The sequence below is a fragment of the Flavobacterium sp. N2820 genome (genome assembly GCF_025947285.1).
Classification (GTDB): Bacteria; Bacteroidota; Bacteroidia; order Flavobacteriales; family Flavobacteriaceae; genus Flavobacterium.
The window spans coordinates 2068558-2091540 of record NZ_CP110008.1 but is presented as its reverse complement, the minus strand read 5'-3'; the positions used below and the strand labels follow the sequence as shown (position 1 = coordinate 2091540).

General features: G+C 31.0%; 17 protein-coding genes and 1 tRNA gene. 7 read left to right on the top strand and 11 right to left on the bottom strand.

Annotated features, from left to right (window positions below):
* The first annotated feature begins 27 nt into the window (after positions 1-27).
* Together OLM52_RS10020 and gldD are read left to right on the top strand one after the other, a co-directional pair.
* On the top strand, positions 28-429 hold the full coding sequence (locus OLM52_RS10020; RefSeq protein WP_166237360.1) for a single-stranded DNA-binding protein: 402 nt from the start codon (positions 28-30) through the stop codon (positions 427-429).
* Between the two features lie 52 nt (positions 430-481).
* On the top strand, positions 482-1039 hold the full coding sequence (gene gldD, locus OLM52_RS10015; RefSeq protein WP_264548374.1) for a gliding motility lipoprotein GldD: 558 nt from the start codon (positions 482-484) through the stop codon (positions 1037-1039).
* A gap of 48 nt (positions 1040-1087) precedes the next feature.
* Here gldD and OLM52_RS10010 read toward each other — a convergent pair whose 3' ends face one another.
* Entirely contained in the window at positions 1088-1462 is a 375-nt protein-coding gene (locus tag OLM52_RS10010) for a heavy-metal-associated domain-containing protein (protein WP_264548373.1), read from the bottom strand.
* Positions 1463-1570: 108 nt separating this feature from the next.
* Between OLM52_RS10010 and OLM52_RS10005 the strand changes: the two genes are divergently transcribed.
* Positions 1571-2440 (top strand): DMT family transporter, encoded by an 870-nt coding sequence (locus OLM52_RS10005; RefSeq protein ID WP_264548372.1) that lies wholly within the window; start codon positions 1571-1573, stop codon positions 2438-2440.
* A 48-nt stretch (positions 2441-2488) separates the two neighbouring features.
* On the opposite strand, the gene OLM52_RS10000 is transcribed toward OLM52_RS10005, so the two are convergent.
* Both OLM52_RS10000 and OLM52_RS09995 read right to left on the bottom strand, forming a co-directional pair.
* Complete coding sequence (locus OLM52_RS10000) at positions 2489-4540, bottom strand: M16 family metallopeptidase (RefSeq protein WP_264548371.1); 2052 nt, start codon at positions 4538-4540, stop codon at positions 2489-2491.
* A gap of 12 nt (positions 4541-4552) precedes the next feature.
* Entirely contained in the window at positions 4553-5878 is a 1326-nt protein-coding gene (locus OLM52_RS09995; protein ID WP_264548370.1) for a M16 family metallopeptidase, read from the bottom strand.
* 188 nt (positions 5879-6066) lie between these two features.
* Between OLM52_RS09995 and rplU the strand changes: the two genes are divergently transcribed.
* Together rplU and rpmA are read left to right on the top strand one after the other, a co-directional pair.
* Positions 6067-6741 (top strand): 50S ribosomal protein L21, encoded by a 675-nt coding sequence (rplU, locus tag OLM52_RS09990; protein ID WP_264548369.1) that lies wholly within the window; start codon positions 6067-6069, stop codon positions 6739-6741.
* Positions 6742-6772: 31 nt separating this feature from the next.
* Complete coding sequence (gene rpmA / locus OLM52_RS09985) at positions 6773-7033, top strand: 50S ribosomal protein L27 (protein ID WP_008254927.1); 261 nt, start codon at positions 6773-6775, stop codon at positions 7031-7033.
* Between the two features lie 345 nt (positions 7034-7378).
* Here the strand turns inward: rpmA and OLM52_RS09980 are convergent, their stop codons facing one another.
* The 5 genes from OLM52_RS09980 to OLM52_RS09960 all read right to left on the bottom strand — a co-directional run bounded on the left by OLM52_RS09980 (position 7379) and on the right by OLM52_RS09960 (position 13815).
* Positions 7379-9436, bottom strand: a complete 2058-nt coding sequence (locus OLM52_RS09980; protein WP_264548368.1) for a peptidylprolyl isomerase — start codon at positions 9434-9436, stop codon at positions 7379-7381.
* A gap of 452 nt (positions 9437-9888) precedes the next feature.
* Positions 9889-10449: an LPS export ABC transporter periplasmic protein LptC gene (gene lptC / locus OLM52_RS09975; protein WP_264548367.1), complete on the bottom strand. Its 561-nt coding sequence runs from the start codon at positions 10447-10449 to the stop codon at positions 9889-9891.
* Position 10450: 1 nt separating this feature from the next.
* Positions 10451-11815, bottom strand: coding sequence for a tetratricopeptide repeat protein (locus OLM52_RS09970; RefSeq protein WP_264548366.1), 1365 nt, complete (start codon positions 11813-11815; stop codon positions 10451-10453).
* 19 nt (positions 11816-11834) lie between these two features.
* Positions 11835-13088: a hypothetical protein gene (locus tag OLM52_RS09965; RefSeq protein WP_264548365.1), complete on the bottom strand. Its 1254-nt coding sequence runs from the start codon at positions 13086-13088 to the stop codon at positions 11835-11837.
* Entirely contained in the window at positions 13081-13815 is a 735-nt protein-coding gene (locus OLM52_RS09960) for a type III pantothenate kinase (protein ID WP_264548364.1), read from the bottom strand. Before OLM52_RS09960 ends, OLM52_RS09965 begins: the two co-directional genes overlap by 8 nt.
* Positions 13816-13937: 122 nt before the next feature.
* On the opposite strand from OLM52_RS09960, the gene OLM52_RS09955 reads away from it, so the two are divergent.
* Positions 13938-14010: transfer RNA gene (locus OLM52_RS09955), tRNA-Phe, on the top strand.
* A 50-nt stretch (positions 14011-14060) separates the two neighbouring features.
* Here OLM52_RS09955 and OLM52_RS09950 read toward each other — a convergent pair.
* The 3 genes from OLM52_RS09950 to OLM52_RS09940 are packed head-to-tail and all read right to left on the bottom strand — an operon-like array spanning position 14061 to position 20678.
* Positions 14061-14975, bottom strand: coding sequence for a GYDIA family GHMP kinase (locus tag OLM52_RS09950; RefSeq protein ID WP_264548363.1), 915 nt, complete (start codon positions 14973-14975; stop codon positions 14061-14063).
* Positions 14975-16291: a hydroxymethylglutaryl-CoA reductase, degradative gene (locus tag OLM52_RS09945; protein ID WP_264548362.1), complete on the bottom strand. Its 1317-nt coding sequence runs from the start codon at positions 16289-16291 to the stop codon at positions 14975-14977. Before OLM52_RS09945 ends, OLM52_RS09950 begins: the two co-directional genes overlap by 1 nt.
* A gap of 43 nt (positions 16292-16334) precedes the next feature.
* Positions 16335-20678 (bottom strand): PAS domain S-box protein, encoded by a 4344-nt coding sequence (locus tag OLM52_RS09940; protein ID WP_264548361.1) that lies wholly within the window; start codon positions 20676-20678, stop codon positions 16335-16337.
* Positions 20679-20811: 133 nt separating this feature from the next.
* On the opposite strand from OLM52_RS09940, the gene OLM52_RS09935 reads away from it, so the two are divergent.
* Entirely contained in the window at positions 20812-22983 is a 2172-nt protein-coding gene (locus OLM52_RS09935; RefSeq protein ID WP_264548360.1) for a S9 family peptidase, read from the top strand.

Genomic DNA, 22983 nt, shown 5'->3' with positions numbered 1-22983 from the left:
TTTGATTAACCCTTTAAATTCTAAGCCATGAACGGTACATTAAACAAAGTCATTTTGATAGGACATCTTGGAGATGAAATTAAAATGCATTATTTCGAAGGAGGTAACTGCATTGGAAGATTTCCTCTAGCTACTAACGAAGTGTATATTAATAAAACAACAGGTGAAAAAATCACCTCTACGGAATGGCATAATATTGTAGTTCGTAATAAAGCAGCCGAAATCTGTGAAAAATATCTTTCAAAAGGAGATAAGATTTATATTGAAGGACGAATTAAATCGCGTCAATGGCAAGCAGAAGATGGTGCTACAAAGTATACAACAGAAATTCAAGTTACTGAATTTACTTTTTTAACTACCAAAAAAGAAACTGACTTGAGTAAATCATCCCTTCCTACTGGTAGTGCACCAGATGATTCTTCATATTAAAGATTTATTTGACTTTAATAAAATAAATTCTTGTAAGACTCGTTTGATTATTATGAAAGAAAAATTAACAAAGTATGTTGCGCTGATTCTTGTGTTTGCATTGTTTTCTTGTGGAGATGAATCTGTCCCAAAGCCAAAAGGACATTTGAGATTAGAATATCCAAATGCAACGTATGAAACTTTTAAAACAAATTGTGCTTATCAGTTTGATGTTAACAAATCTGGGCAAATTAAAGATAAAAATTGTTCGTTTGAAATCAATTATCCAAAGATGAAAGCAACCATTTATTTAACACATAAATCGGTTGATAATAATATTAATGATTTGCTTAGAGATGCGCAAAAGCTCACTTATGAACACGTTATCAAAGCAGATGATATTTTAGAACAGCCTTTTATTAATACCAACAAAAAGGTTTATGGAATGTTTTATCAAGTTGGTGGAAATGCAGCAACGAATGCACAGTTTTATGTAACAGATAGTACCAAGAATTTTGTCACTGGAAGTGTATATTTTTATGCAAAACCAAATTTTGATTCGATATTACCTGCAGCAAAATATCTTCAGGATGATATGCGACGAATTATGGAAACACTAGAATGGAAATAGAAAAACCCGCAAAATTTTTGCGGGTTTTTTACTGAATATTGTTGACAATTAAACTTTGTCTGTGCTTTTTTCAGCTTTTGTAACTTTATACAAATCTCCACCACCCACTTTTTCAACGGTTTTAGTTAGTGTTTCGACGCTTTGTTTTGTTTTGTCGAATTTTACTGTGGCAATTTTTGTTTCAAAATCTACCGTAGCTTCACTTACGCCATCAGTTCCAGTTAGTTTACTTTCGATTGTTTTTGCACAACCAACTTCGCAGGTCATACCTTCAATTGTAAAACTTGCTGTTTCTAAATTTTCTGCAGCAATTTCTGTTTTTGCTGTTGCAACTTCTTTAGTTTCTGAAGTTGTTTCTTTTTTACAACTTACTGCAAAAAGTGTAATTGCTATTGCAAAAGCTATGTTTTTGATATTTTTCATGGAAATAAAATTTATAAAATAACTCGTTTTTAAGTTGTTACAAATTTACAAAAATTCATAGTGCTATTTTAAAAATAAAGCCTGAATTTTGAAGCAGAAAATTATGCTATGGAAAATAATTCAACAAAGTGGTATTTATTGGGCTTTTTAGGCTGTGTTTGGGGGAGTTCTTTCATATTGATGCAATTGGGTTTGCAAGGTGTAAATTCAATTCAATTAGGAAGTTTACGTATATTATTTGCTGCTTTGTTTTTAATGATTGTAGGTTTCAAGCAAATTGCAAAAATTCCGTTATATAAATGGAAATATATTGCTTTGACTTCTGTTTTTGGAACTTTTGTGCCAGCTTATTTGTTTGCTATTGCTTTATCCAAAATTGATGGTTCTGTGAGTGCTATACTGAATTCGCTCACGCCATTGAATACGTTGCTTGTGGGTTTATTCTTTTTTGGATTAGACGTTCAACGAAGACAAATTTTTGGAGTAATCATTGGTTTTATTGGTTGTGTGTTGTTGGTTTTATTTGGTGACGGAGAAAATACTACTGAAAATTATTATTATGCAATTTTGATTGTTATTGCGTCAATCTTTTATGGAATTAACGTTAATCTAATTAAAAAATATTTATCTGATTTAAAACCTTTAGCTATCAGTACTGGGAATTTTGTAGTGATGTTTGTTCCTGCTTTGTTAGTGCTTTATTTTTCAGATTTTTTTGATATTGTACATCAAGAAAAAGTACAAACATCACTTGGCTTTATTGTTGTTTTAGGAATTGTTGGTACTGGATTTTCTAATATTTTATTTTTTAAATTAATCCAACTTTCATCGCCTGTTTTTGCTTCTTCTGTTACTTACATAATTCCTGTGGTTGCAATTATGTTGGGTTATTTATTTATGAATGAGACTTTATCAATTGTTCAGGTAATTGGTGCTTTGGTAGTTTTAGTGGGGGTTTATTTTTCGAGTAGAAAATAAAAAAAGCACCCAATTTCTTGAGTGCTTTTTAAAAATTAGTATCTGATATTATTTAAAATCTGCATCAGTAACACCTTCGTTAATTTTAACTTCAGATGTTGTTAGTTCGATTTCAATACCAACATTCATAATAGTTTTGTATGGGAATTTTAATCCTTTTACATCTTTATAATCTTGGTAGTAAGTTGTTTGTGTCATTTTTTGGCCACCTTGTTCAACATCTTTAGCTTCAGCAACTTTAAATCCTGTTTTTACATCATAATATAATGTTGATTTTCCGTTTTTGATAGCATAAGCATCTGCGCCATTAATGTTTTCAATTCCTGTTAATATTACCTCTTTATTGTTTAGTAAAGCTAATTCTTTAAAAGTTGTAGCTTCAGCTTGCATGTCTTTTAAGTCATCTCCAGTAATATCTTTTCTTTGACCTTGTTGTACCATGTAAGCTTCTTTTTCGTTTACTACTTGCTTCATCATAGTAGAACCCATGGCTTTCATCTCAACACCTAATTTATTAGGCGCTGTTTTTACAACTAATTCTAAAGGCATTCCTTGAACAGTTCCTGATGAAAATGTAGCTAATGTTTTTACACTTTTAGCTGCTTTTTCGCCACCAATAGCATTTAGATAGTTGGTTAAAACCGTTTGAGTTGTTACACCTGCTGGAATAGGTTTCTTAACTTCAGGTTTTTCAGTAGGATTACCATATTTATCAAAATAAAAAATCGGTAATTTTTCTGTTTTACTCATTTTTTCTAGTCCTGGTAAAACATCGCCAGCTTTTCCAACAATTACAACTCTAGTTTTGTCAGCTAAGAAATATTTATTAGCTGCGTTTTTAATATCTTCAGCGGTAACTGCATTAATATTTTTGATGTAATTTTCGTAAAAATCTTCTGGTAACCCTTGTGTTTCTTTATTTAAAGCATAACCAGCAATTGTAGAAGGTTTTTCAATTTGCATTACAAAGTTTCCAATGTATTTAGCTTTTGCATTTCTTAAATCTTCTTCAGAAACTAATTCTGTTCTAATTCTTTTCAATTCGTTAAATACCTCTACAACAGCACTATCTGTTACTGCATTTCTTACAGAAGAACTTGAACGAAATTTGTTGATATATTTTCCAGATCCTATTGACGAATAAGCTCCATAAGTCCAACCATGTTTTTCACGTAAGTTTAGAAATAATCTTCCTTCACCACCACCACCAAGTACTTGATTGGCTAATAAAACAGCGAAGTATTCTTTATCTGTCATTTTAAGATTTGACAAATTTACTAACGCGATTTCAGATTGAACCGCATTTGGTGCATCAATAAAGTTGATTTGACTATATTGAACATCTTTTGGGTCAGAGTAAGTTAATTGAGGAGCAGTTGCTTTTTTCCAGTTTCCAAAAAGTTTTTCAACTTCTTTTTTAACTTCTTTAAATTTAACATCTCCAACAATTACTAGATAAGCATTTCCGGGTACAAAGTAGGTGTTGTAGTTTAGTATAACGTCATTTAAAGTAACATTGTTTAATGTTTCTTCACTAGTAAATTCACCTTTATAATGCTCTTTGCCATAGGTTAAAACGTTTTCAACTCTTCTTGCAATTGCAGAAACGCTTTTTTCGTCAGATTTTAAACCTTCTATTAGTTTTGCTTTTTCTTTTTCAAACTCTTCTTGAACAAATAAAGGATTTAATGTTCCATCTGCCATTAATTCTAATATTCTTTTAGAATATCTTGATAATCCATTTGCTGAAGCTCCAGAAGCATAAAAATTTATGTTTGCTCCTAAAAAATCAATTTCTTCATTAAAAGCGTCTTTAGTCATTGTTTCAGTTCCATTACCAATCATCGAACTTAAGATGTCAGAAACTCCTTTTTTAGTTCCTTCTGCATAAGGCGGATTGTCTAGCGTAAGATTGAAAGAAACACGAGGTAATTTGTGGTTTTCTACAACCAAAACTTTCAAACCATTTTTAAGCACAAAACTTTGTGGCTTATTAATGTTTATTGTTGGTGCTGGTCCAGCTTTTGGTTGAGGTCTGTCTTGTGCTTGCATAGTTATTGTTAAAAATAAACTGGCTGCGATGTATATAAATTTTTTCATATGTTTTCGATCTTAGTTTTGAGCTTTGTCTTTAGCAGGAACATAGTCTAAAATCATTCTTTGGTTTGAATTTAGGTATTTTTTTGCTGTTTCTCTGATTTCTTCTCTTGTAATAGAACGATAAATATCAATTTCAGTATTAATCAAGTTGATATCGCCATACAACATATAGTAAGTTGCTAAATTATCTGCAATTCCTTCTACAGAAGCATTGTTACTTACATAATTACTCTCAAATTTGTTTTGAAGTTTTTGGAAATCGTTTTCAGAAATTAATTCGGTTTGCATTTTTGCAATTTCTTCGTCAATTTCTTTTAAGATTGATGCTGTAGTATTATCACCCATTGGTAAACCATAAATCAAATACATGCCATAATCTTCTTGACTGTAGTTGAAAGCTCCAATTTGTAAAGCCATTTTTTTGTCGTCTACAATTTTCTTGTAAAGTTTTGAACTTTTTCCATCTGATAAATAGGTAGAAATCATATCCAAAATTCGAGCATCACGAGATTTCATAGAAGGTGTTCTGTATGAAGCTACAAGCATTGGGATTTGAATATTTGGATCTTCCCAAGATGCTCTAAATTCTTGTGTAATTGGCGCTTCTTCTATTTTTTGACGTGTTACAGGAGCTCCTTTTGGTATTGGACTAAAGTATTTAGCAATCCATTCCTTGGCTTGTGCTTTGTCAAACTGACCAGCAATTACTAAAACTGCGTTATTTGGCACATAGAATTTTTTATTAAATGCTAAAAATTCTTCTAATGTTGCAGCGTCTAAATGTTCCATTTCACCAATAGTAGTCCATTTGTATGGATGTACTTTGAACATATTTTGTTTAACCGCTTTAATCAAATTACCATAAGGTTGATTGTCAACGCGAAGTCTTTTTTCTTCTTTAACTACTTCGTTTTGTGTATCTACACCTTTTTGGTCAATTACCGGATGCATTAATCTTTCCGATTCCATCCAAATAGCTAATTCTAAATTATTTGATGGAAAAACTTCATAGTAATAAGTTCTGTCATCCGTAGTATTAGCATTGTTGTTTCCTCCGTTTGCCGTAACTAATTTAAACCAGTCGCCTTTGCCAATGTTTTTTGTTCCTTCGAATAAAAGATGTTCAAAAAAGTGTGCAAAACCAGTACGGTTTGGTTGTTCGTCTTTTGCTCCTACGTGATACATAACCGATGTGATTACAACTGGAGCCGAATTGTCTTGATGAAGTACAACGTGAAGACCGTTGTCTAAATCAAACTCTTCGAATGTTACTTTTTGAGCTGAAGCAGTTCCGCCAAGCATTAGTGCAGTTCCTAAAGCCATTAAAGATTTTTTCATACGTTATTAATTTGTTTGATATAATTTTTATAAGTCGTAATTATATTATTATGTTACAAAAATCGGTATTTTTTTATGAAAAAATGTTCTGAAATATTTTTTTTACTGTTTTATTGCAATCATTAGTTGTTTGATTTATAAATTATTGTATATTTGCAACCTTAAAATTTTTAACTAAACTCATTGTTATGTACGCAATCGTAGAGATAGCAGGGCAACAATTCAAAGTAAGCAAAGACCAAAAGGTTTATGTTCACCGTTTAGCTTCAGAAGAAGGTTCGAAAGTTTCTTTCGATAAAGTTCTTTTGTTAGATGACAACGGAAACGTGACTTTAGGCGCCCCAGCTGTAGAAGGAGCTTCAGTAGAAGCCAAAGTGTTACAACACTTAAAAGGTGATAAAGTAATTGTCTTCAAAAAGAAAAGAAGAAAAGGTTACAAAAAGAAAAACGGTCACAGACAATCATTTACTCAAATTTTAATTGAGGGAATTTTGGCAAGTGGTTCAACTAAAAAAGCCGCAGCTCCTAAAAAAGAAGCAGCACCAAAAGCTGAAAAATTAGTTGAAGCTGTTGAAGAAAAAGCTCCAAAAGCAAAAGCTTCAAAAAAAGGTGATGATTTAGCTATTGTAGAAGGTATTGGACCAAAAGCTGCTGAAGCATTAGTTGCTGCAGGAATTGATACATTTGCAAAATTAGCTGCTGCATCTGCTGAAGAAGTAAAAGCAATTTTAGATGCATCTGCTTCTAAAGTACAACATTTAGATCCAACTACTTGGGCTCAACAAGCGCAATTAGCTGCTGATGGTAAAATGGACGAATTAAAAAAATTACAAGATGAGTTAAACGGTGGTAAAGCTGTTTAATTTTAGTATTAACTTATAAAACCAAAACATCATGGCTCACAAAAAAGGTGTCGGTAGTTCGAAGAATGGTAGAGAATCAGAATCGAAACGTTTAGGCGTTAAGATTTACGGTGGTCAAGCTGCTATTGCTGGAAACATCATTGTTAGACAAAGAGGTTCTAAGCACAACCCAGGTGAAAATGTTTACATGGGAAAAGATCATACTTTACATGCTAAAGTTGATGGAGTTGTAAAATTCCAGAAAAAAGCGGAAAACAAATCGTATGTATCTGTAGTTCCGTTTGAAGCTTAATAATTTTATTTTGCAACATATAAAAAAAGCCTTTCAATTTGAAAGGCTTTTTTTGTTTTACTACTTGTGTGTTTTACCTGATTGTTTTAAATAAGTAAAAATATATTTATTTAGGAGCATTTGATTCTTTTGTTGCAGATAAAAGAGCTAGTTATGTGATGTTTTAAGCAACTTTATTTATTATTGAAAGTGTTGAGTTGGTAGTTAAAAATTAGGGCAAGAAATCAAATGATTTGTGTTTATTAATTTATTCTTTTATAGGTGTAAATTTAGTTTTAATAAGGAGAATTAAAAAAGGGATTAACACTTTGTGTTAATCCCTTTTCGTTATATGATTTTTTTGTTTTAGAAATTTCCTCTATTGTCTTTAATTTCAGCTTTATCTTTTAAAGCAGTATATGCTTTTGAAACTGAATACGACTGATTTTGAGTTCTATCTTGATTAATATATGTTGTGTAAGCTGGTAAATCAGTTGCTTTTACTACAGATTTTGCTTTAATCATATACATACCCGAGTTTCCTTCAATTATTTCAGAAGTTTTTCCAGAAGCTAAATTAAATGCTTTTCCAACTACTTTTGGTTCGTTGCCAATATTTGGAATTACAGGCGTTTTTAAAGAAACTCCTATTGCAGGAAGAACAGATGCTCCAGACGATTTTGCAACCGCTTCTAAAGTGTTTCCACTCATTTTCTTTTTGATTAATTCTGCTTTCTTTTGGTTTTTTAATAATGGCTCAACAGATTGTTTTGCTAATTCTATAGGTAATAAGCCCGTTTCGTTTTTAGCTTTTAATTTTGCAATTACAAACCCTTGAGTTGTTTCAAAACGTTTAATACTATTGATATCAGTATCATCACTAAATGACCATCTTACGATATCTCTTTGAGAACCTAAACCTTGAATATATTCGTCAAATGCTTTGATGTTGTTTGCATTTATTACTTCAATTCCTGATTTTTTTGCTAAAGCTGCAAAATCTTTATTTTCTAATGCATCCGATTCAAACTGACTTGCTTTGCTGTAGATGGCATCAATTGTAGCGTCAGATGGTTGAATTTTTTGCGCTACAGTTCCCATTAACACCGCATCATATTTTGCAGAAACTTTGATTACATGGAACCCAAAGTCTGTTTCAACTAAACCAATTGAACCAACAGGGTTGTTAAATACGAAATCATTGAACGTTGGAACCATTTGACCTGGTGTAATGTTGTCATATTCTCCACCATTATTTTTTGATCCTGGGTCATCAGAATTAGTCATTGCTAACATTGCAAAACCTTCAGGGTTTGCTTTTGCTTGGGCTAATAATGTATTTGCTAAAGCTTGAGCTTCTTCTTTAGTTCTTGTAGCTGCTGATTGAGGAGCACCTTTATAAGCTAATAAAATATGACTAGCTTTCGCGCTTGCATTACCTTTTTTACCGATCATTCTTGACAAACATTGGTGTCCGTTATGAACATATGGACCAAAAACACTACCTGTAGGAAGGTTAAATAATTGTTCTTGATAATCTAATGGAAGGTCTTTTTTTGCTAAATAAGTAGAATCAAATTTGATGTCTGAATTTTCATTCACAAATTTACCTACATTAGCTACTGAATCAAATTTTGTTTTTAATTCATTGATTTTTGTAGACATTGCTAATTCATCTTCTTTTGAAGGTTTGTTTTCAAATAAAACAAAATCAACAGATGTAGTATTGTCTGATTTATATTTTTTTGGACTTTTTTTCATAAAGTCGATGATTTCTGCATCAGTTACCTTTACTTGATCATCGTTAATAGATGTAAAAGGAACCATTACATAATCAAAATCAACTTTGTCTGCTTCTAATTTATAGGCTAATTTACCTTCAGATTTAGTTGTATAAACACCAGATTTAATCATTGTGTTATACATTTGTTCAATGGTGTACTTTTCAATGTTTTTTTCAAATGCTTTCCATTGAGACCATCTTTGTTGGTCGCCAGAATTTTTTAAAGATTTGATGAATTCTTTAAGTTTGTTTTCGTCAAATAAACCAGCAGCATTTAGAAACTGTGGGTCTTGAGCCAAACTAGGGTTTTGTTTGATGATATTTATCAATTGTTCGTCACCAATTTTTAAGCCTAATTTTTCAAATTCTTCTGTTAGGATAATGTTTCTAACTTCTTGTTCCCAAGTACTATTTAGCGCTTGAGTATTGCTTATGCCTTGTCCTTGTTTCTCTGCTAATGCAACTTTTTGTAAGAAGTCTTGCGTTTGAATATCAGTTCCGTTTACAGAGCCAATTTCATTTGCATCAGAACCAAATGATCCACTTTGAAAAGCATCACCAACTAAGAATGCTAATAAACAAAACCCGATAACAATTATAAGTAATCCAGTGCGTTGTCTAATTTTAGATAAAACTGCCATTTTATTTGTGTTTAATTTTTTATTCAGAGGGCGAAAATACAATTATCTATTTAATAATAAAATAGTAACGCTATATTTTTAGCCTAATTTTTAAAGAAATTTTGGTTTTTGTGTTAATTGCTATAAATTATGGGTAATCTGTCTTTTTATTAAGCTATAAAAAGGTTGATTAATTTCTAATTTTGTAGTAAAATAAATCTACTAGAACTTAAAGAAGACTATTTTTTATTTTGGTATTTATTGTAAAAATGTCTTCTAAAGTAGAACATTCCCACTGCAACTAGAGCAATAATTAAGCTCAAACCGTAAGATTCGTTATTTTTAAATTTTGTTGCCGCATCATAAAAGAAGAATGCAGCAAATATTAAATAAATGTATTGTATGAATTTTAAATAAGACATAATTAATTAAGTTTTTATCAAAAGTAATAATTTTAAAAGTAAATGATGCAATTATTTTTCAATTGAATTTATTTGGCCACTACTTTTTTGCATATTAAAAATCTTGAAATCTTTACTAAAATCTACTCCTGGGCCTTGAAGATAACCTCCATTTGCATCAGTGAATTTAAAATGTTTTTCTGTAAAAAACCATTCGTTTTTTTGGTCAAAGTAAAGTTGAGATGTTTCTAATTTTTTTCCATCGTGTGAGGTGATGGTTACATTTCCTTGTAAATCGATTATGTCGGTTTTTTTATATGAAATGGCATAGTCTGAAACAATAGTTGTTGTTTTTCCATTGTTGTCAAATAAGGTAACATTGACTCCTTTTGGAAATTCTGTGAAAGGATTTTGAATGTTGCTATAATCAAGCATTTTTTGACTTAGAAGTATGGATTTGATTTTTCCTGAGTCTGTGTATTTTAAATTCAATGAATCAGCTTCTCCTGTTGGAATAAAAGAAGTTTCATTTAATTTTTTAACTTTTTGAATGTCGCTTTCGCATGAAAAAAACATAGTCACGATACAAATCGTGACCATGTTAATTATATTATTTTTTATGAATTTCTTCATTTTATAAATTTGGTACAGCTATACTTTCTCCTACCCAACAGTTAAAAGCAATTCTTTGTCCAGCTTTTCCTGATTGGAAAATTTCAGTTTTAGAAGGAGCAGCAGCTCTGTAACTTGCAGCAGTTTTGCTTGCTAATCCTTTTATTGATGAATCAGCTGCGCCAGCTTTATCACAATATTGAGCGGCTAACCAATACATGGCTCTTTTTTCAAATTGATCATTTCCACAATCGTTAATGCTACTTCCATACAGTTGAGCAATTAATAAATATGCTTTTCCATAAGATGGTTTAACGGCTAAAGCTTTTCTTGCATAGTTACGAGCTTGTACTTTGTTGCTTTTGCTGTAAATACTTGCCATTTTGTAATATACATTCGCCTTTTTAGAGTTGTCTTTATATAAATCAGCTGCTTGGTTAAAATAATCCATTGCTTTGCTGATGTTTTTTCTTTGGTATTCTACTACTCCTAATTTTTCAGCTGCTTCTGCACTTGGATTTAATTTGTAAAGTGCTTCAGAAATTTTAGAGAATAATGGATCAGAATCACAACCTTTAGCTTCTAAACGATTTGCGGCTCTTTTTAACCACTCTTCGTTTCCTTTATTAGTTTCAAATCCTTTTTGATAGAACGGAATTAACTTGTCGCAAGTAGAAAGTTCTAAGATGATGTTATCCATATCATTTTTAACACCTGCAAAAATTTCTAAATTACTTTCTATTTTTTCTTTTCTCTTAATCTCTTTGTCTAAAAGAGTTTCTCCTGCTTCTTCTTTGCTTAAATAACCGTCTTTTTCATTTGTAAGCTCGTCTTCTTCTTCAACTAATTTTTGAGATAAGTCATCATATTTGTCAAAAATTTGTTGTAGTTCAACACCTTTGTTCCCTGCTTTAAAATCTTTAACTAGTATCTCAAAATAAACATACATTGCTTTTGCATATTTAAAGTTTGCATAATCAGTTTTAAAAGCATTGTCTAATAAGTCGTATATTTCTTTATCAGTTCCTAAATTGTTGTCAAACAGAACCAATCCTTTTTTCATTTTATTTCCTGCACCATTGTTTGGAAAATTTTGGTCGTGTTCATCATAAAATTTCATCAAATCACGTGCATACTTTTCTTTGTCTGCTGGAGTTGTTGCTTTTTCAATTCTTAACTTGATAGCAGCTTCGCCATATGAATAAATACTTTTGTGAAAAGAAGGACAATCTTTTCTCAATAAAGTTAAATAGTCATAAGCATCAATATTTTTAGATTTCACTGATGTTGCCATAAGACTCAAATTTTCAGTACATGCCTCAGTGTCTTGGGCTTGAACAAATAAACCAGCTACAGCTACAAATAATAAAGATAATTTCGTTTTCATTTTTCTTTTACTATAATTATTAATCAATTTTTCTCTTTTTAAACCAGATATCACTTAATGATAATCCCACGCTTAAGTTGAAATAATTTTCTTCTATTAAACCATTAGAGGTTGTGCCTTTTTTACCAAATTCAAAACCTAAGTTGATGCTAGAATTTCCAACTGGTAAACCTAATCCAAAATTCATGCCATAGTCATTAATGCTTTCGTTGTTTATTACTAAACCAGTGTTTTCATATCTAAAACCAGCTCGGTAAACGACTCTGCTTAAGTAGCTTGAGAACGAATCATACTTTGGAATAAAAAATCCACCGACAGAAATTTTTGTAGCATTTTCAAAGCTTACATCATAGATATCATCAAATCGATTAGTTAGTTTGCTGTTTTCGGCAAAAGAAACTTCTGCTCCAATTAACCATTTTTTTGAATTTCCAATACCAGCGCCAAAGCTTACTTTAGTTGGAATTATAAGTTTTGTGTCGTTTACAGGAATATCTTGTTCATCAGCTACTAGTTCTGAACCGTTTATGTTGTATATAATGGTAGCAATATTTCTATTGTTGTCAGAATTTAGTTCAGCTTCAGGGCTGTAGGTTAAGCTTGAATAAAATTCTGTTTTTGCATTCAATGGCGTATTGTAAAGTAATCCTATGTTTGCAGCTATTCCTTTTATGTTTGATGTGTTTCTTTCTCTTGATCCTAATTGAACCGATGGGTCTGTTATAAATTCAACAGCCTGACTATTTATTTTTCCAAAATTATACGAAAAATCTACTCCAAAACTGAAAGATTTTGTAAAACTATACGAACCACCTACAAAGACTCTATTGATGTTTCCATCTCCAGAAAATAGGCGAGTTCTCTCCATACCGTCAATTACAGAAACATCTTGATTTTTGTAACCCACCGCAGAAAATGGTGTTAAGCCAAATGAAAAACCAAATTTACCTAAAGGCAATCCAACTGCAATGTAGTCAAGTGTTGTTCTTTGTGCTTTTTCATTTTCTGATTCAGTTTGTAATCTGTTGAAATTACTTGTGCCACCAATTCCAAAAGTAGTTAACCTTAATCTAGAATAAGAAGCGGGATTCATAAGATTCAAATGCAAGCTGTCTCCAACAATATTTAAACCACCCATAGCTCTAGAATCTTGCGTGCCTTTAAATTTGATCTCTCCTAAGCCATAATATGAATATGGTGAAGAAGAGTTGTCTTGAGCCCAAGAAAATGTAGTCATCAAAATTGCAACTACAACTATAATTTTTTTAATCATTTTCATTTAAATAAATTGATAAAGTTTTCAAACTTTCAAGTAAGAAATTTGAATTGGCAAATATGGTGCTTTTTAATCTTTTAGCCAAAAAATCTGCATCGCCTCCTGTTAAAATTATTGTTAAATCTTGATTTTTAAGAGAATATTGGGAAATAAAGCCGTCAATTTCATGGCAAATGCCATTGATTATTCCACTGTGAATTGAGTTTTCGGTTGAATTTCCAATATAATGTTCAATTTCTTTTTTTTCTAGTAACGGAAGATTTGCCGTGTAATCATTTAAACTTTTATAGCGTATTTTTATTCCTGGCGAAATAGCACCACCTAAATAATTGTCTTTTTCGTCAATAAAATCATAAGTAATACAAGTTCCGGCGTCTATTACTAACCTGTTTTGGTTGGGATATTTTAAAACGGCTCCTGCAGCAACAACCATTCGATCGATTCCTAATGTTTTTGGCGTAGCATATAAATTGTTGAAAGGAAATTTTGTTTCGTGATTTATTACTTGAAGTCTTGTGTGTGTTTGAAGATAATTTAAAACTGTTGCATTGAGTTTTCCAACGCTCGAAATCACAGAATGGGTTGTACTCGGATATTTTTTTAAAATATTTTCAATTTTTTTTTGCGCATCTTTTGGTTCAAATGCAAACAACTCGATTTGTGTATTTTGTTCAAATACAGCGACTTTAATTCTTGAATTCCCAACATCGATAGTAATAAGCATGCTTTTATTTTAGATGGGACAAATATACAAATTGATTTTTTTTATTATTTGTTTTGGAAAATATAAAAATCGTTCTATATTTGCACCCGCAATCAACAAGCAGTAATGCTCTAAATTGTAAAGGTACCTTAGCTCAGATGGTAGAGCAATGGACTGAAAATCCATGTGTCCCTGGTTCGATCCCTGGAGGTACCACTTAAATCCCGACATTGTCGGGATTTTTTGTTTTTATTAGTTTTTAAAGACTATAAAACCATTTCTTCATAGGATAAAATAGTAGAATATCCTTTTTCAATAAAATAGTTTCTCGGATTTTCTTTTGAGAGCACCATTACAAAATCGCCTCCCCAGGCGCCTAAACTTTTCACAACACCTTTAAAATCAGAAAATAAATTTTCTTGAACTGTTTTTGTTTCTAAAACATCGCTCATGATAATTTCGTGGTGTTCCATTAATTTGGCAAATTCTTTTCCTTCTTTGCAGTCAATGGCTTCACACGTAATTGTATTAATTTTTGAAATTACCTTGTTGGTTTTATGTCGTTGTGTTAAATAGTTAGAAATTGCCGACTTACTACTTTGTTTCTGATTCAGATAAACAAAGTGAATGTTTTCTTTAAATTTTGGATTAAAATGGACTGTTTTAAAATGCGGAATTTCATTTTCTAATTGATAGATAATGGGTAAATTGGTTTGCGCACATGCCACATCATAACCACTACCACCAAAACTTTTATTTAATAATTCAAATGCATCAATTTGTAACCATTGTCCAATGTTGTTAATCAGGGTGGAGGAAGTTCCTAAACCCCAAATTCGAGGAAACGTTAAATGCGTTTCGATTTCGTAACCTTCTTTGTTTAAAAAATCGGAATTTTGGATGAATGCTTGGTGTAAAATTTCGATTAAAGTATTTTTTACGGAATGGTTATTTTCTGCAAGGTGTTTGCTCTTTATATCTGAAAACGTAATAATGTCTTGAAACCAAATGCTTTCATCGAAATCAAAGCTAATCCACTTGATTTGTTGATTGTTTCCTTTTTTTACAATGAGGTTTTGTCCAAAACGTGTTGGAACAGCCAAAGCTTTTGCTCCATCGAGCACAACATATTCTCCTGTGAGTAATAGTTTTCCGTTGCTGTAAAACGTTTGAGTTTCCATTAACTTCTTATTTTTTCTAAATAGTCAATTACTAAACTGTGTGAAACCGTAGTGTCTTTGAAATAGTCTAAAACTTTAACTTTTTCTTCTTTTGTTGCCTGATGTTGGTTTAAAATATTCATCAAGTGCATTTTCATGTGTCCTTGCTGAATTCCAGTTGTGGTAAGCGAACGTAAAGCTGCGAAATTTTGTGCTAAACCTGCAGCAGCTACTATTTGCATTAATTCTTCGGCTGATGGTTTTTGTAATAATTCCATAGAAAATTTCACTAATGGATGTAACGAAGTTAAGCCTCCAACAGTTCCAAGAGCCAGAGGAACATCTAACCAAAAAGTGAAAATTCCGTTTTCGATTTTAACGTGTGATAAACTTGAATATTGTCCAGATTTACTAGCATAAGCATGAATTCCTGCTTCAACAGCTCTGAAATCATTTCCAGTAGCTAATACTACAGCATCTATACCGTTCATAATTCCTTTGTTGTGTGTAACAGCCCGGTAGGGTTCGATTTCTGCAATTTTTACTGCCGTTGCAAATTTTTGAGCAAATTCGTTTGAATCAATATTTGCTGATTCTGAAAGTTGCTCAATTGGGCAAGAAACTTCGGCTCTAACCACACAGTTTGGCACATAATTGCTCAAAATACTCATAATGATTTGTACGTTTTTTTCTTCAGGAGAAAATCCGTCAAAGTCATTGGCTTGTGCTTCTAATGTTTTTGCAAATTGTTCTAAACAAGTGTTGATGAAATTTGCGCCCATGCTGTCTTTGGTATTAAAAGTGGCATGTAGCTGAAAATAATTTGCGATTTCCGAAGTTTTATCTCGTAATTGAATATCTAAAATTCCGCCACCACGCTTTTGCATGTTTTTGGTAATTTCATTAGTATCTGAAAAAAAGTGTGATTTTATTTGGTTGAAAAAAGAAGTTAATTTTTCGGCATCACCTTTAAAAAGAAAATGCACTTGTCCAATTTTTTCGGTATTAATAATAGTAGTTTTAAATCCACCGCGTTCACCCCAAAATTTTGCTGCTTTTGAAGCTGCGGCAACTACAGAACTTTCCTCAATTGCCATTGGAATTGTGTAGCTTTTTCCATTGATGATGAAATTAGGTGCTACGCCATAAGGTAAATAAAAATTAGTAAGCGTGTTTTCAATGAATTCGTCGTGTAATTTTTGCAAATTTTCATCAGAATTCCAATATTTTGTTAGGCTTTCTTTTGCTTCAAGAGGATTAATGAAATAGTTATTAGTAATCCAATTGATTTTTTCTTCTTTAGAAAGTTTTGAAAAACCTTTTACGTTTTGATTCATAGCAATAGTAATGTTCAAATGAGCAGCAAAGATACTAATTGGATTAATTATGTTCGCTGTTTACCCATTTTATTATAGTTTCTTCAAAAATATTTTTTTCTATTGGTTTTACAATAAAATCATTCATTCCAATATCAATACATTTTTCTTTTTCACCGGTTATGATTCCTGCAGTAAGTGCGATAATTATGGTTTTTGGTAATATTTTTTTTATTTCAACAGTTGCTTCATAACCATTCATTATTGGCATTTGGATGTCCATAAAAATTACATCAGGTCGCTCAATTTTTGCAATTTCCAAAGCTTCAAGTCCATTTGTAGCTTCAAGAACGTGACTGTTTGGTAATTGGTTTTGAACCAACGTTTTAGTTAGTAGCATATTGATTTTATTGTCATCTACCACTAAAATTTTTACTTCATCTCTTTGTTTGGCTTGTTTAGGTTTAGTTTTTTGAGTTTGTTTTTTGGACTCCATTTTTTTGTTTAAAAAATTTTGAAGAACATTTTGTTTCAACGGTTTTATGATATTTTGAACGTTTTTATAATAATTAATATCTGGAAAATCTGAAGTAGAACTTTGCATGACTAAAACCGAAATTTTCTTATACTCTTTGAGTTGTTTAATTATTTTTAGAACTACCGGTTTTGTAAGGTATTCCAAATCTAAGAGCAGTAAATCGAATTTTTTTTCTTGAGCTTCTTTTTCAAAATCAATTTCTTCGGGTTGAATAATTTGCGATTCTATTTTGAATGATTCTAACATTTTTTGAATAATTGAACCTACAAGCGCATTATCTTCAATAATAAATGCTTTTTTAAATGCATTTGATTTAAGCGCCAAATGATTTTCGCAAGGTGCTGTTTTTAAAATTAATTCAAAGCTAAAAATAGAACCATTATTGGGTTGACTTTCAATAGTTAATTTACTATTCATTAACTTTAATAAACTGTTTGTGATAGTCAATCCAAGTCCAGTACCACCAAAGTTTCTTGTAGTTGAATTGTCTTCTTGGGTAAATGCTTCCAGTATTTTTTGTTTGTTTTCTTCTTTAATTCCAATTCCAGTGTCTTTAACAGCAAATTTCATTACTGATTTTTCAAAATGTAATCCTTTAGAAGTAACTTCTATTTCGATTTGGCCTTCATGAGTAAATTTAATGGCATTGCTCAATAAATTTTGAAGAATTTGTTTGAGTCTAATTTCGTCTGTCCAAATAGCACATTCTACATCTTCATGAATGTTTACAATTAATTCCAGATTTTTTTGATGCGCCATAAATTTCATCATATCGACTGAATTATTAACAATTGTATGAAGACTTATTTTTTCTTCTTCAATTACTAGTTTTCCTGCTTCAATTTTTGAAATATCTAAAATATCATTTACAACATCTAATAATGTTTCTGCTGATTGATTTACTGTAGCCAAATATTGCTTTTGAATTTCTGTTAATTCTGAATTTTGCAGTAATTTGCTAAAGCCTATGATTCCGTTTAAAGGCGTTCTGATTTCATGACTCATATTGGCCAAAAATTCTGATTTTGCTCTGTTGGAAGATTCAGCAAATTCTTTAGCAATAACGGCTGCTTCGGCAATTTTTCTTTCAGTAATGTCAATTAATACACCTTCTATATAGGTTGTTTTACCATTGATAACTACACCTTCGCCATATTCTTCAATCCATACAAAAGAGCCATCTTTTTTGATAAGTCTACAAGTTATTTGATATGGTTTTTTGTTTTGTAAAGCCTCATTAATAAGGTCTCTAATTCGTTCTTTGTCTTCAGGATGATATAAATCGAGTAACGAAATTTTATTAAACATAAATTCGTCTCTGTGGTAACCTGTTAATTTTTCTATTTCATGGTTTAGGTAAACTTTAGTTCGTTCATCGTTATATTTAACTAAAAATACGGATGCTGGAATATTGTTTGCTAAAAGTCTAAATTTTTCTTCACTTTCGGCAATAGCTTTCTCATTGTTTATCCTGATTATTGTTGCCGAAATATTATTGGCAAGTGTTTGTAAAATACTGATTTCTTCTTCAGACCAAATCCGTTCATTTTTACAATCATCAAATCCTATGAACCCTAAAAAAATTTCTTGATCAAATAGCGGAATTACAAGAATAGAAACAATATTTTGCGCTTTAAGAATTTTTTTCAGATTATAGTCCGCTACATTTTTAATTAAACTAATGTAAGGTTTTTTACTAAGAATAAGTTTCATGAAATCGGCAAATTCTTCTTGAGGAATATTTTGAAGTTCAGGATTGTCAATTTCTGCTAAATCAGTAGCTGAAGTCCATTCGAAACGTTGACTTACCAAGTTTGTTTTAATGTCGTTTTCGAAATAATACAAGCGGTCTACTTTTAAAACTTTTCCAATTTGCTCAATTGAAGCATCAAAAATTTGGTTTTTATCTTTATGGATTAATAAGTTACTGGTTACGTTTGCAATTGCGGTTAAAATTTCATTTTTATAAACAATTTGGCTTTCTGCTTTGCGTCTTTTTGTTGTTTCAATGGTTAATGCTACAATGTCACCTATAGTTTTTGCAAAGTTGATGTCTTCAGTAGTCCAATATTTAATTTCATTCGTGGCTTCTAAACAAAGGATGGCTTTTAGTTTTCCAGAAATATAAATTGGAATATCTAAAAGAGATTTAATATTGTAGGCAGGAAAATACTCATGTGTAAACTCAATCAAAGCATTGTTTTGATAGACATCAGAAGCAATAATAAGCGGACTATTTGCTATGGAATCGATGTAGTTTTTGAAATCTTTTTTGTGAAGAGTTAAGTCTGCATAATGTTTGTCTTCATGTAGTACATAGATGTTTTCAAGCGTAATTTTTTCTTCTAAATTTTCCCAAATAGCCACACGATCGATGTTTAAACCAATTGCAGTTTCTTTACAAATATGTTCAAACAATGATTTTAAATTATCAAAATGTAAAAAGTTTAAAGTTGATAATCGATTCGAAACAGCATTTAGTCTAGTGATTTCAATTCTTCTTTTTTGTTCTTCAATTTCTATGGATTTTGAAAGTGTGATATCTCTCATAATGCAAGAATAACCTATGATTTGATCGTTTTGGTCTCTTTTAATAGATACTTTTTGTGAAACCCAAATCTCATCTCCATTCTTTTTAATAATTGGAAATTCAAACAAATCATATTCGTCATTTTCAAATTCGTTCTGTGTGTAAAAGTTGATTACAGATTCTTTGAAGTCTTCTCTTACAAAGCAGCTAAAATTTTTACCAATAATTTCCTCTAAATTATAGCCTAAAATTTTAAGTGTAAATTTATTGACATACGTTATCATTCCATAGCTGTCGCTTTCATAGATGATGTCTTTGGCATTTTGAATTAGATTAGCATATTTCCGTTCTAAATTTATTTTTGACGTTACATCTTGACCTGTTGCGACAAATAAGTTGTTAGTGTGCTTAAAATCGGTCCACTGAATGTATTTGAATTCTCCGTTTTTACATTTTAATTTTCTAAAATAAACAGCATTTGGAATAAATTTATGATTGTAATCTGAGTTCGTAAAGTCTTTATCTTCTGTTAGTTCCCAAAAAGCTTTACCCAATACATCTTCGGACGAATAGCCTAATATTTTTGTAATTGAATCATTGCAATATTTTACATTTCCGTTTTCATCAGTTGCAATAATTATAGAATTGGTATTGTTAATAATGTCTTGAGTAAAAAGTAAATTCTTGTGGTTTTGAGTGTATCGTATGAATTGTGATAAATGAATTAAAAGCGTTATAAATACACAGTTTATGAGTGTAATTATTGTGTTTTTGTCATTTACTTTGAACGAAAGTAGAAAAAAAAGAACTATAAAATTTAGTCCTATAAAAGCGATGTAGTACTTGAATTTTTTTATAAAAAATGTTGAAAAAAATAAGATTAAAATGTATTTTGAAAAAAGAACAAAATGAATAGGAACCACAATTAAATTATAGACAACTAAACTCCAAAATACTGCAAAACTGAAAATTAAAAGTGGATTGGTAAACTTGATACTTTTTTTGAAACTTGTCAAGGCATACAAGCATATGCAATAAAATGCCACAAAATTTCCAGAATAAAATTTAAGCGTTACATTTAAATCGAAATAAGTATAAATAAATTCTGTTATAAAAAAGATTAAGGCTAAATACAAGAAATATTTTCTGTTTTCTGCTGCGGTTTGCAAAGAAATTTTTTTGTTAAATAAGCTTAATTCGTAGTTAGAGACTTTGAGTTGATGGTATAATAAAAAGGTGAAAGCAAAAATGGAAGCCAAGATTATTAGCAACAAAACTGTATCCGGAAGATCTGGTTTTAAAGAAAATAAGAAGTTTTGTAAGGGGTAGAATAGCTTCATACAGAATTTTAAATTTCCATTATAAATGTAGCGAAATATTTTTTATAAATCAAAAACTTGATTAATTGAAGTTAAAATTATGGTTATTTGATAAATTTTCACTAAAATTGGGGTCTTTAAAAGCGAATATGTTATGAAAAAAATCAGTTTATTACTATTATTTGTTCTAGCAACCTCATTATCAGTTGTTGGGCAACAAAAAATTACTTTAGAAGAAATTTGGGGTGGAGCCTTTAGAACTAAAGGAATGGATGCTCTAAGTGCCATGAAAAACACCAATCAATATACAGTGTTAAATTTTGACAGAGCTACTAAAAGTTTCCAAATCGATTTGTATGATTTTGCAACTTTAGAAAAAGTAAGTACTTTATTTGATACAAAAAACCACTCAGAAGTAACTTCAATTGATAGTTATTCATTTGACCAAAATGAGAAAAAAATCTTGATTGCAACCAATTCAAATCCTATTTTTCGCCATTCATTTACCGCAGATTATTTTGTGTATGATATTGCTTCAAAAAAAGTAAGTAAATTCACAAGCAATCAAGTTCAAGAGCCTACTTTTTCTGCTGATGGAACTAAAATTGGATATGCTTTTGAAAATAACCTATATGTTTATGATTTAATTTCAGGTGCTTCAATTCAGATTACGCAAGACGGAAAGAAAAATCATATCATTAATGGTATTACTGATTGGGTTTATGAAGAAGAATTTGCTTTTGTAAAAGCCTACGATTGGAATGCTTCTGGAAACAAAATTGCGTACATCAAATTTGATGAAACCGAAGTTCCAGAATTCTCAATGGATATGTATGATCAAGGTTTGTATCCAACACAAACGGTTTTTAAATATCCAAAAGCAGGTGAAAAAAATGCAATTGTTTCCTTACATATTTTTGATTTAAAAACGGGAACTACAAAAAAAATCAACTTAGGAGATTACAAAGATTTTTACATTCCAAGAATCAAATGGACTAGCGATGCAAATACGTTAAGTGTTCAAGTTATGAATCGCCACCAAAATAATTTAGACTTACATTTTGTTGATGGAACTACGGGTGTTACTAAAATTGTTTTAAACGAAAAAGATAACGCTTATGTTGATGTGACTGATAACTTAACTTTCTTGAAAGACAATAGCTTCATTTGGACGTCAGAAAAAGACGGATTCAATCATATTTACCACTACGATAAAACAGGAAAGCTAAAAAAGCAAATTACTTCTGGAAAATGGGAAGTAACAAACTATTATGGTTTTGATGAAAAATCAGGAATGATTTACTATCAATCAGTAGAAAATGGTTCAATCAACAGAGATGTTTACGCTATCAAAATTGATGGAAAATCTAAAGTGAGATTGTCATCAAAAACGGGAACAAATTCGGCAACTTTTAGTCCAAATTTTCAATATTTCATCAATACGTATTCAAGTGCAACATCAGCACCAATGTACACTTTAAACGATTCTAAAACGGGAGCAGTTGTGAAAACAATTGTTTCTAATGAAGCTGTTGAAGCTAAGTTAGCAAAATATGATGTGGCACCGAAAGAGTTTTTCGAACTTACTACCGAAAAAGGACACAAACTAAACGCTTGGATGATTAAACCGAAAAACTTTGATACTACTAAGAAATATCCAGTTTTCATGTATCAATATTCTGGCCCAGGATCGCAACAAGTAGATAATGCTTGGAATAGTACAGATGATTATTGGTTTATGATGTTAGCCCAACAAGGTTACATTGTCGCTTGTGTTGATGGAAGAGGAACAGGTTTCAAAGGAGCTGCTTTCAAAAAATGTACGCAAAAAGAATTAGGAAAATATGAAGTTGAAGATCAAATTGATGCTGCTAAGGTAATTGGAAAATATAACTATGTAGACGCTTCAAGAATTGGAATTTTTGGATGGAGTTATGGTGGATTCATGTCGTCAAACTGTTTGTTCCAAGGAGCTGACGTATTCAAAATGGCAATTGCAGTGGCTCCAGTAACTTCTTGGAGATATTATGATAGTATTTACACTGAGCGTTACATGCAAACTCCGCAAGAAAATGCAAGTGGTTATGATAACAACTCGCCAATTAATCATGTGAGTAAATTAAAAGGGAACTTTTTATTAGTTCACGGAACAGCTGACGATAACGTGCATGTGCAAAATACAATGAAAATGGTTGAAGCGTTAGTCCAAGCCAACAAACAATTCGATTGGGCAATTTATCCAGATAAAAATCACGGAATTTACGGTGGTAAAACACGTTTACAATTGTATACTAAAATGACTAATTTTATTAAAGAAAAATTATAA

Bases quoted from the DNA above. Each gene is read 5' to 3' on its own strand.
- OLM52_RS09940 (WP_264548361.1), bottom strand. From the start codon at position 20,678: ATGAAGCTATTCTACCCCTTACAAAACTTCTTATTTTCTTTAAAACCA.
- OLM52_RS09950 (WP_264548363.1), bottom strand. From the start codon at position 14,975: ATGGAAACTCAAACGTTTTACAGCAACGGAAAACTATTACTCACAGGA.
- lptC (WP_264548367.1), bottom strand. From the start codon at position 10,449: ATGAAGAAATTCATAAAAAATAATATAATTAACATGGTCACGATTTGT.
- OLM52_RS10000 (WP_264548371.1), bottom strand. From the start codon at position 4,540: ATGAAAAAATTTATATACATCGCAGCCAGTTTATTTTTAACAATAACT.
- OLM52_RS09935 (WP_264548360.1), top strand. From the start codon at position 20,812: ATGAAAAAAATCAGTTTATTACTATTATTTGTTCTAGCAACCTCATTA.
- OLM52_RS09970 (WP_264548366.1), bottom strand. From the start codon at position 11,815: ATGAAAACGAAATTATCTTTATTATTTGTAGCTGTAGCTGGTTTATTT.
- gldD (WP_264548374.1), top strand. From the start codon at position 482: ATGAAAGAAAAATTAACAAAGTATGTTGCGCTGATTCTTGTGTTTGCA.
- OLM52_RS09980 (WP_264548368.1), bottom strand. From the start codon at position 9,436: ATGGCAGTTTTATCTAAAATTAGACAACGCACTGGATTACTTATAATT.
- OLM52_RS10020 (WP_166237360.1), top strand. From the start codon at position 28: ATGAACGGTACATTAAACAAAGTCATTTTGATAGGACATCTTGGAGAT.
- OLM52_RS09965 (WP_264548365.1), bottom strand. From the start codon at position 13,088: ATGATTAAAAAAATTATAGTTGTAGTTGCAATTTTGATGACTACATTT.
- rpmA (WP_008254927.1), top strand. From the start codon at position 6,773: ATGGCTCACAAAAAAGGTGTCGGTAGTTCGAAGAATGGTAGAGAATCA.
- OLM52_RS09995 (WP_264548370.1), bottom strand. From the start codon at position 5,878: ATGAAAAAATCTTTAATGGCTTTAGGAACTGCACTAATGCTTGGCGGA.
- OLM52_RS09960 (WP_264548364.1), bottom strand. From the start codon at position 13,815: ATGCTTATTACTATCGATGTTGGGAATTCAAGAATTAAAGTCGCTGTA.
- OLM52_RS10005 (WP_264548372.1), top strand. From the start codon at position 1,571: ATGGAAAATAATTCAACAAAGTGGTATTTATTGGGCTTTTTAGGCTGT.
- rplU (WP_264548369.1), top strand. From the start codon at position 6,067: ATGTACGCAATCGTAGAGATAGCAGGGCAACAATTCAAAGTAAGCAAA.
- OLM52_RS10010 (WP_264548373.1), bottom strand. From the start codon at position 1,462: ATGAAAAATATCAAAAACATAGCTTTTGCAATAGCAATTACACTTTTT.
- OLM52_RS09945 (WP_264548362.1), bottom strand. From the start codon at position 16,291: ATGAATCAAAACGTAAAAGGTTTTTCAAAACTTTCTAAAGAAGAAAAA.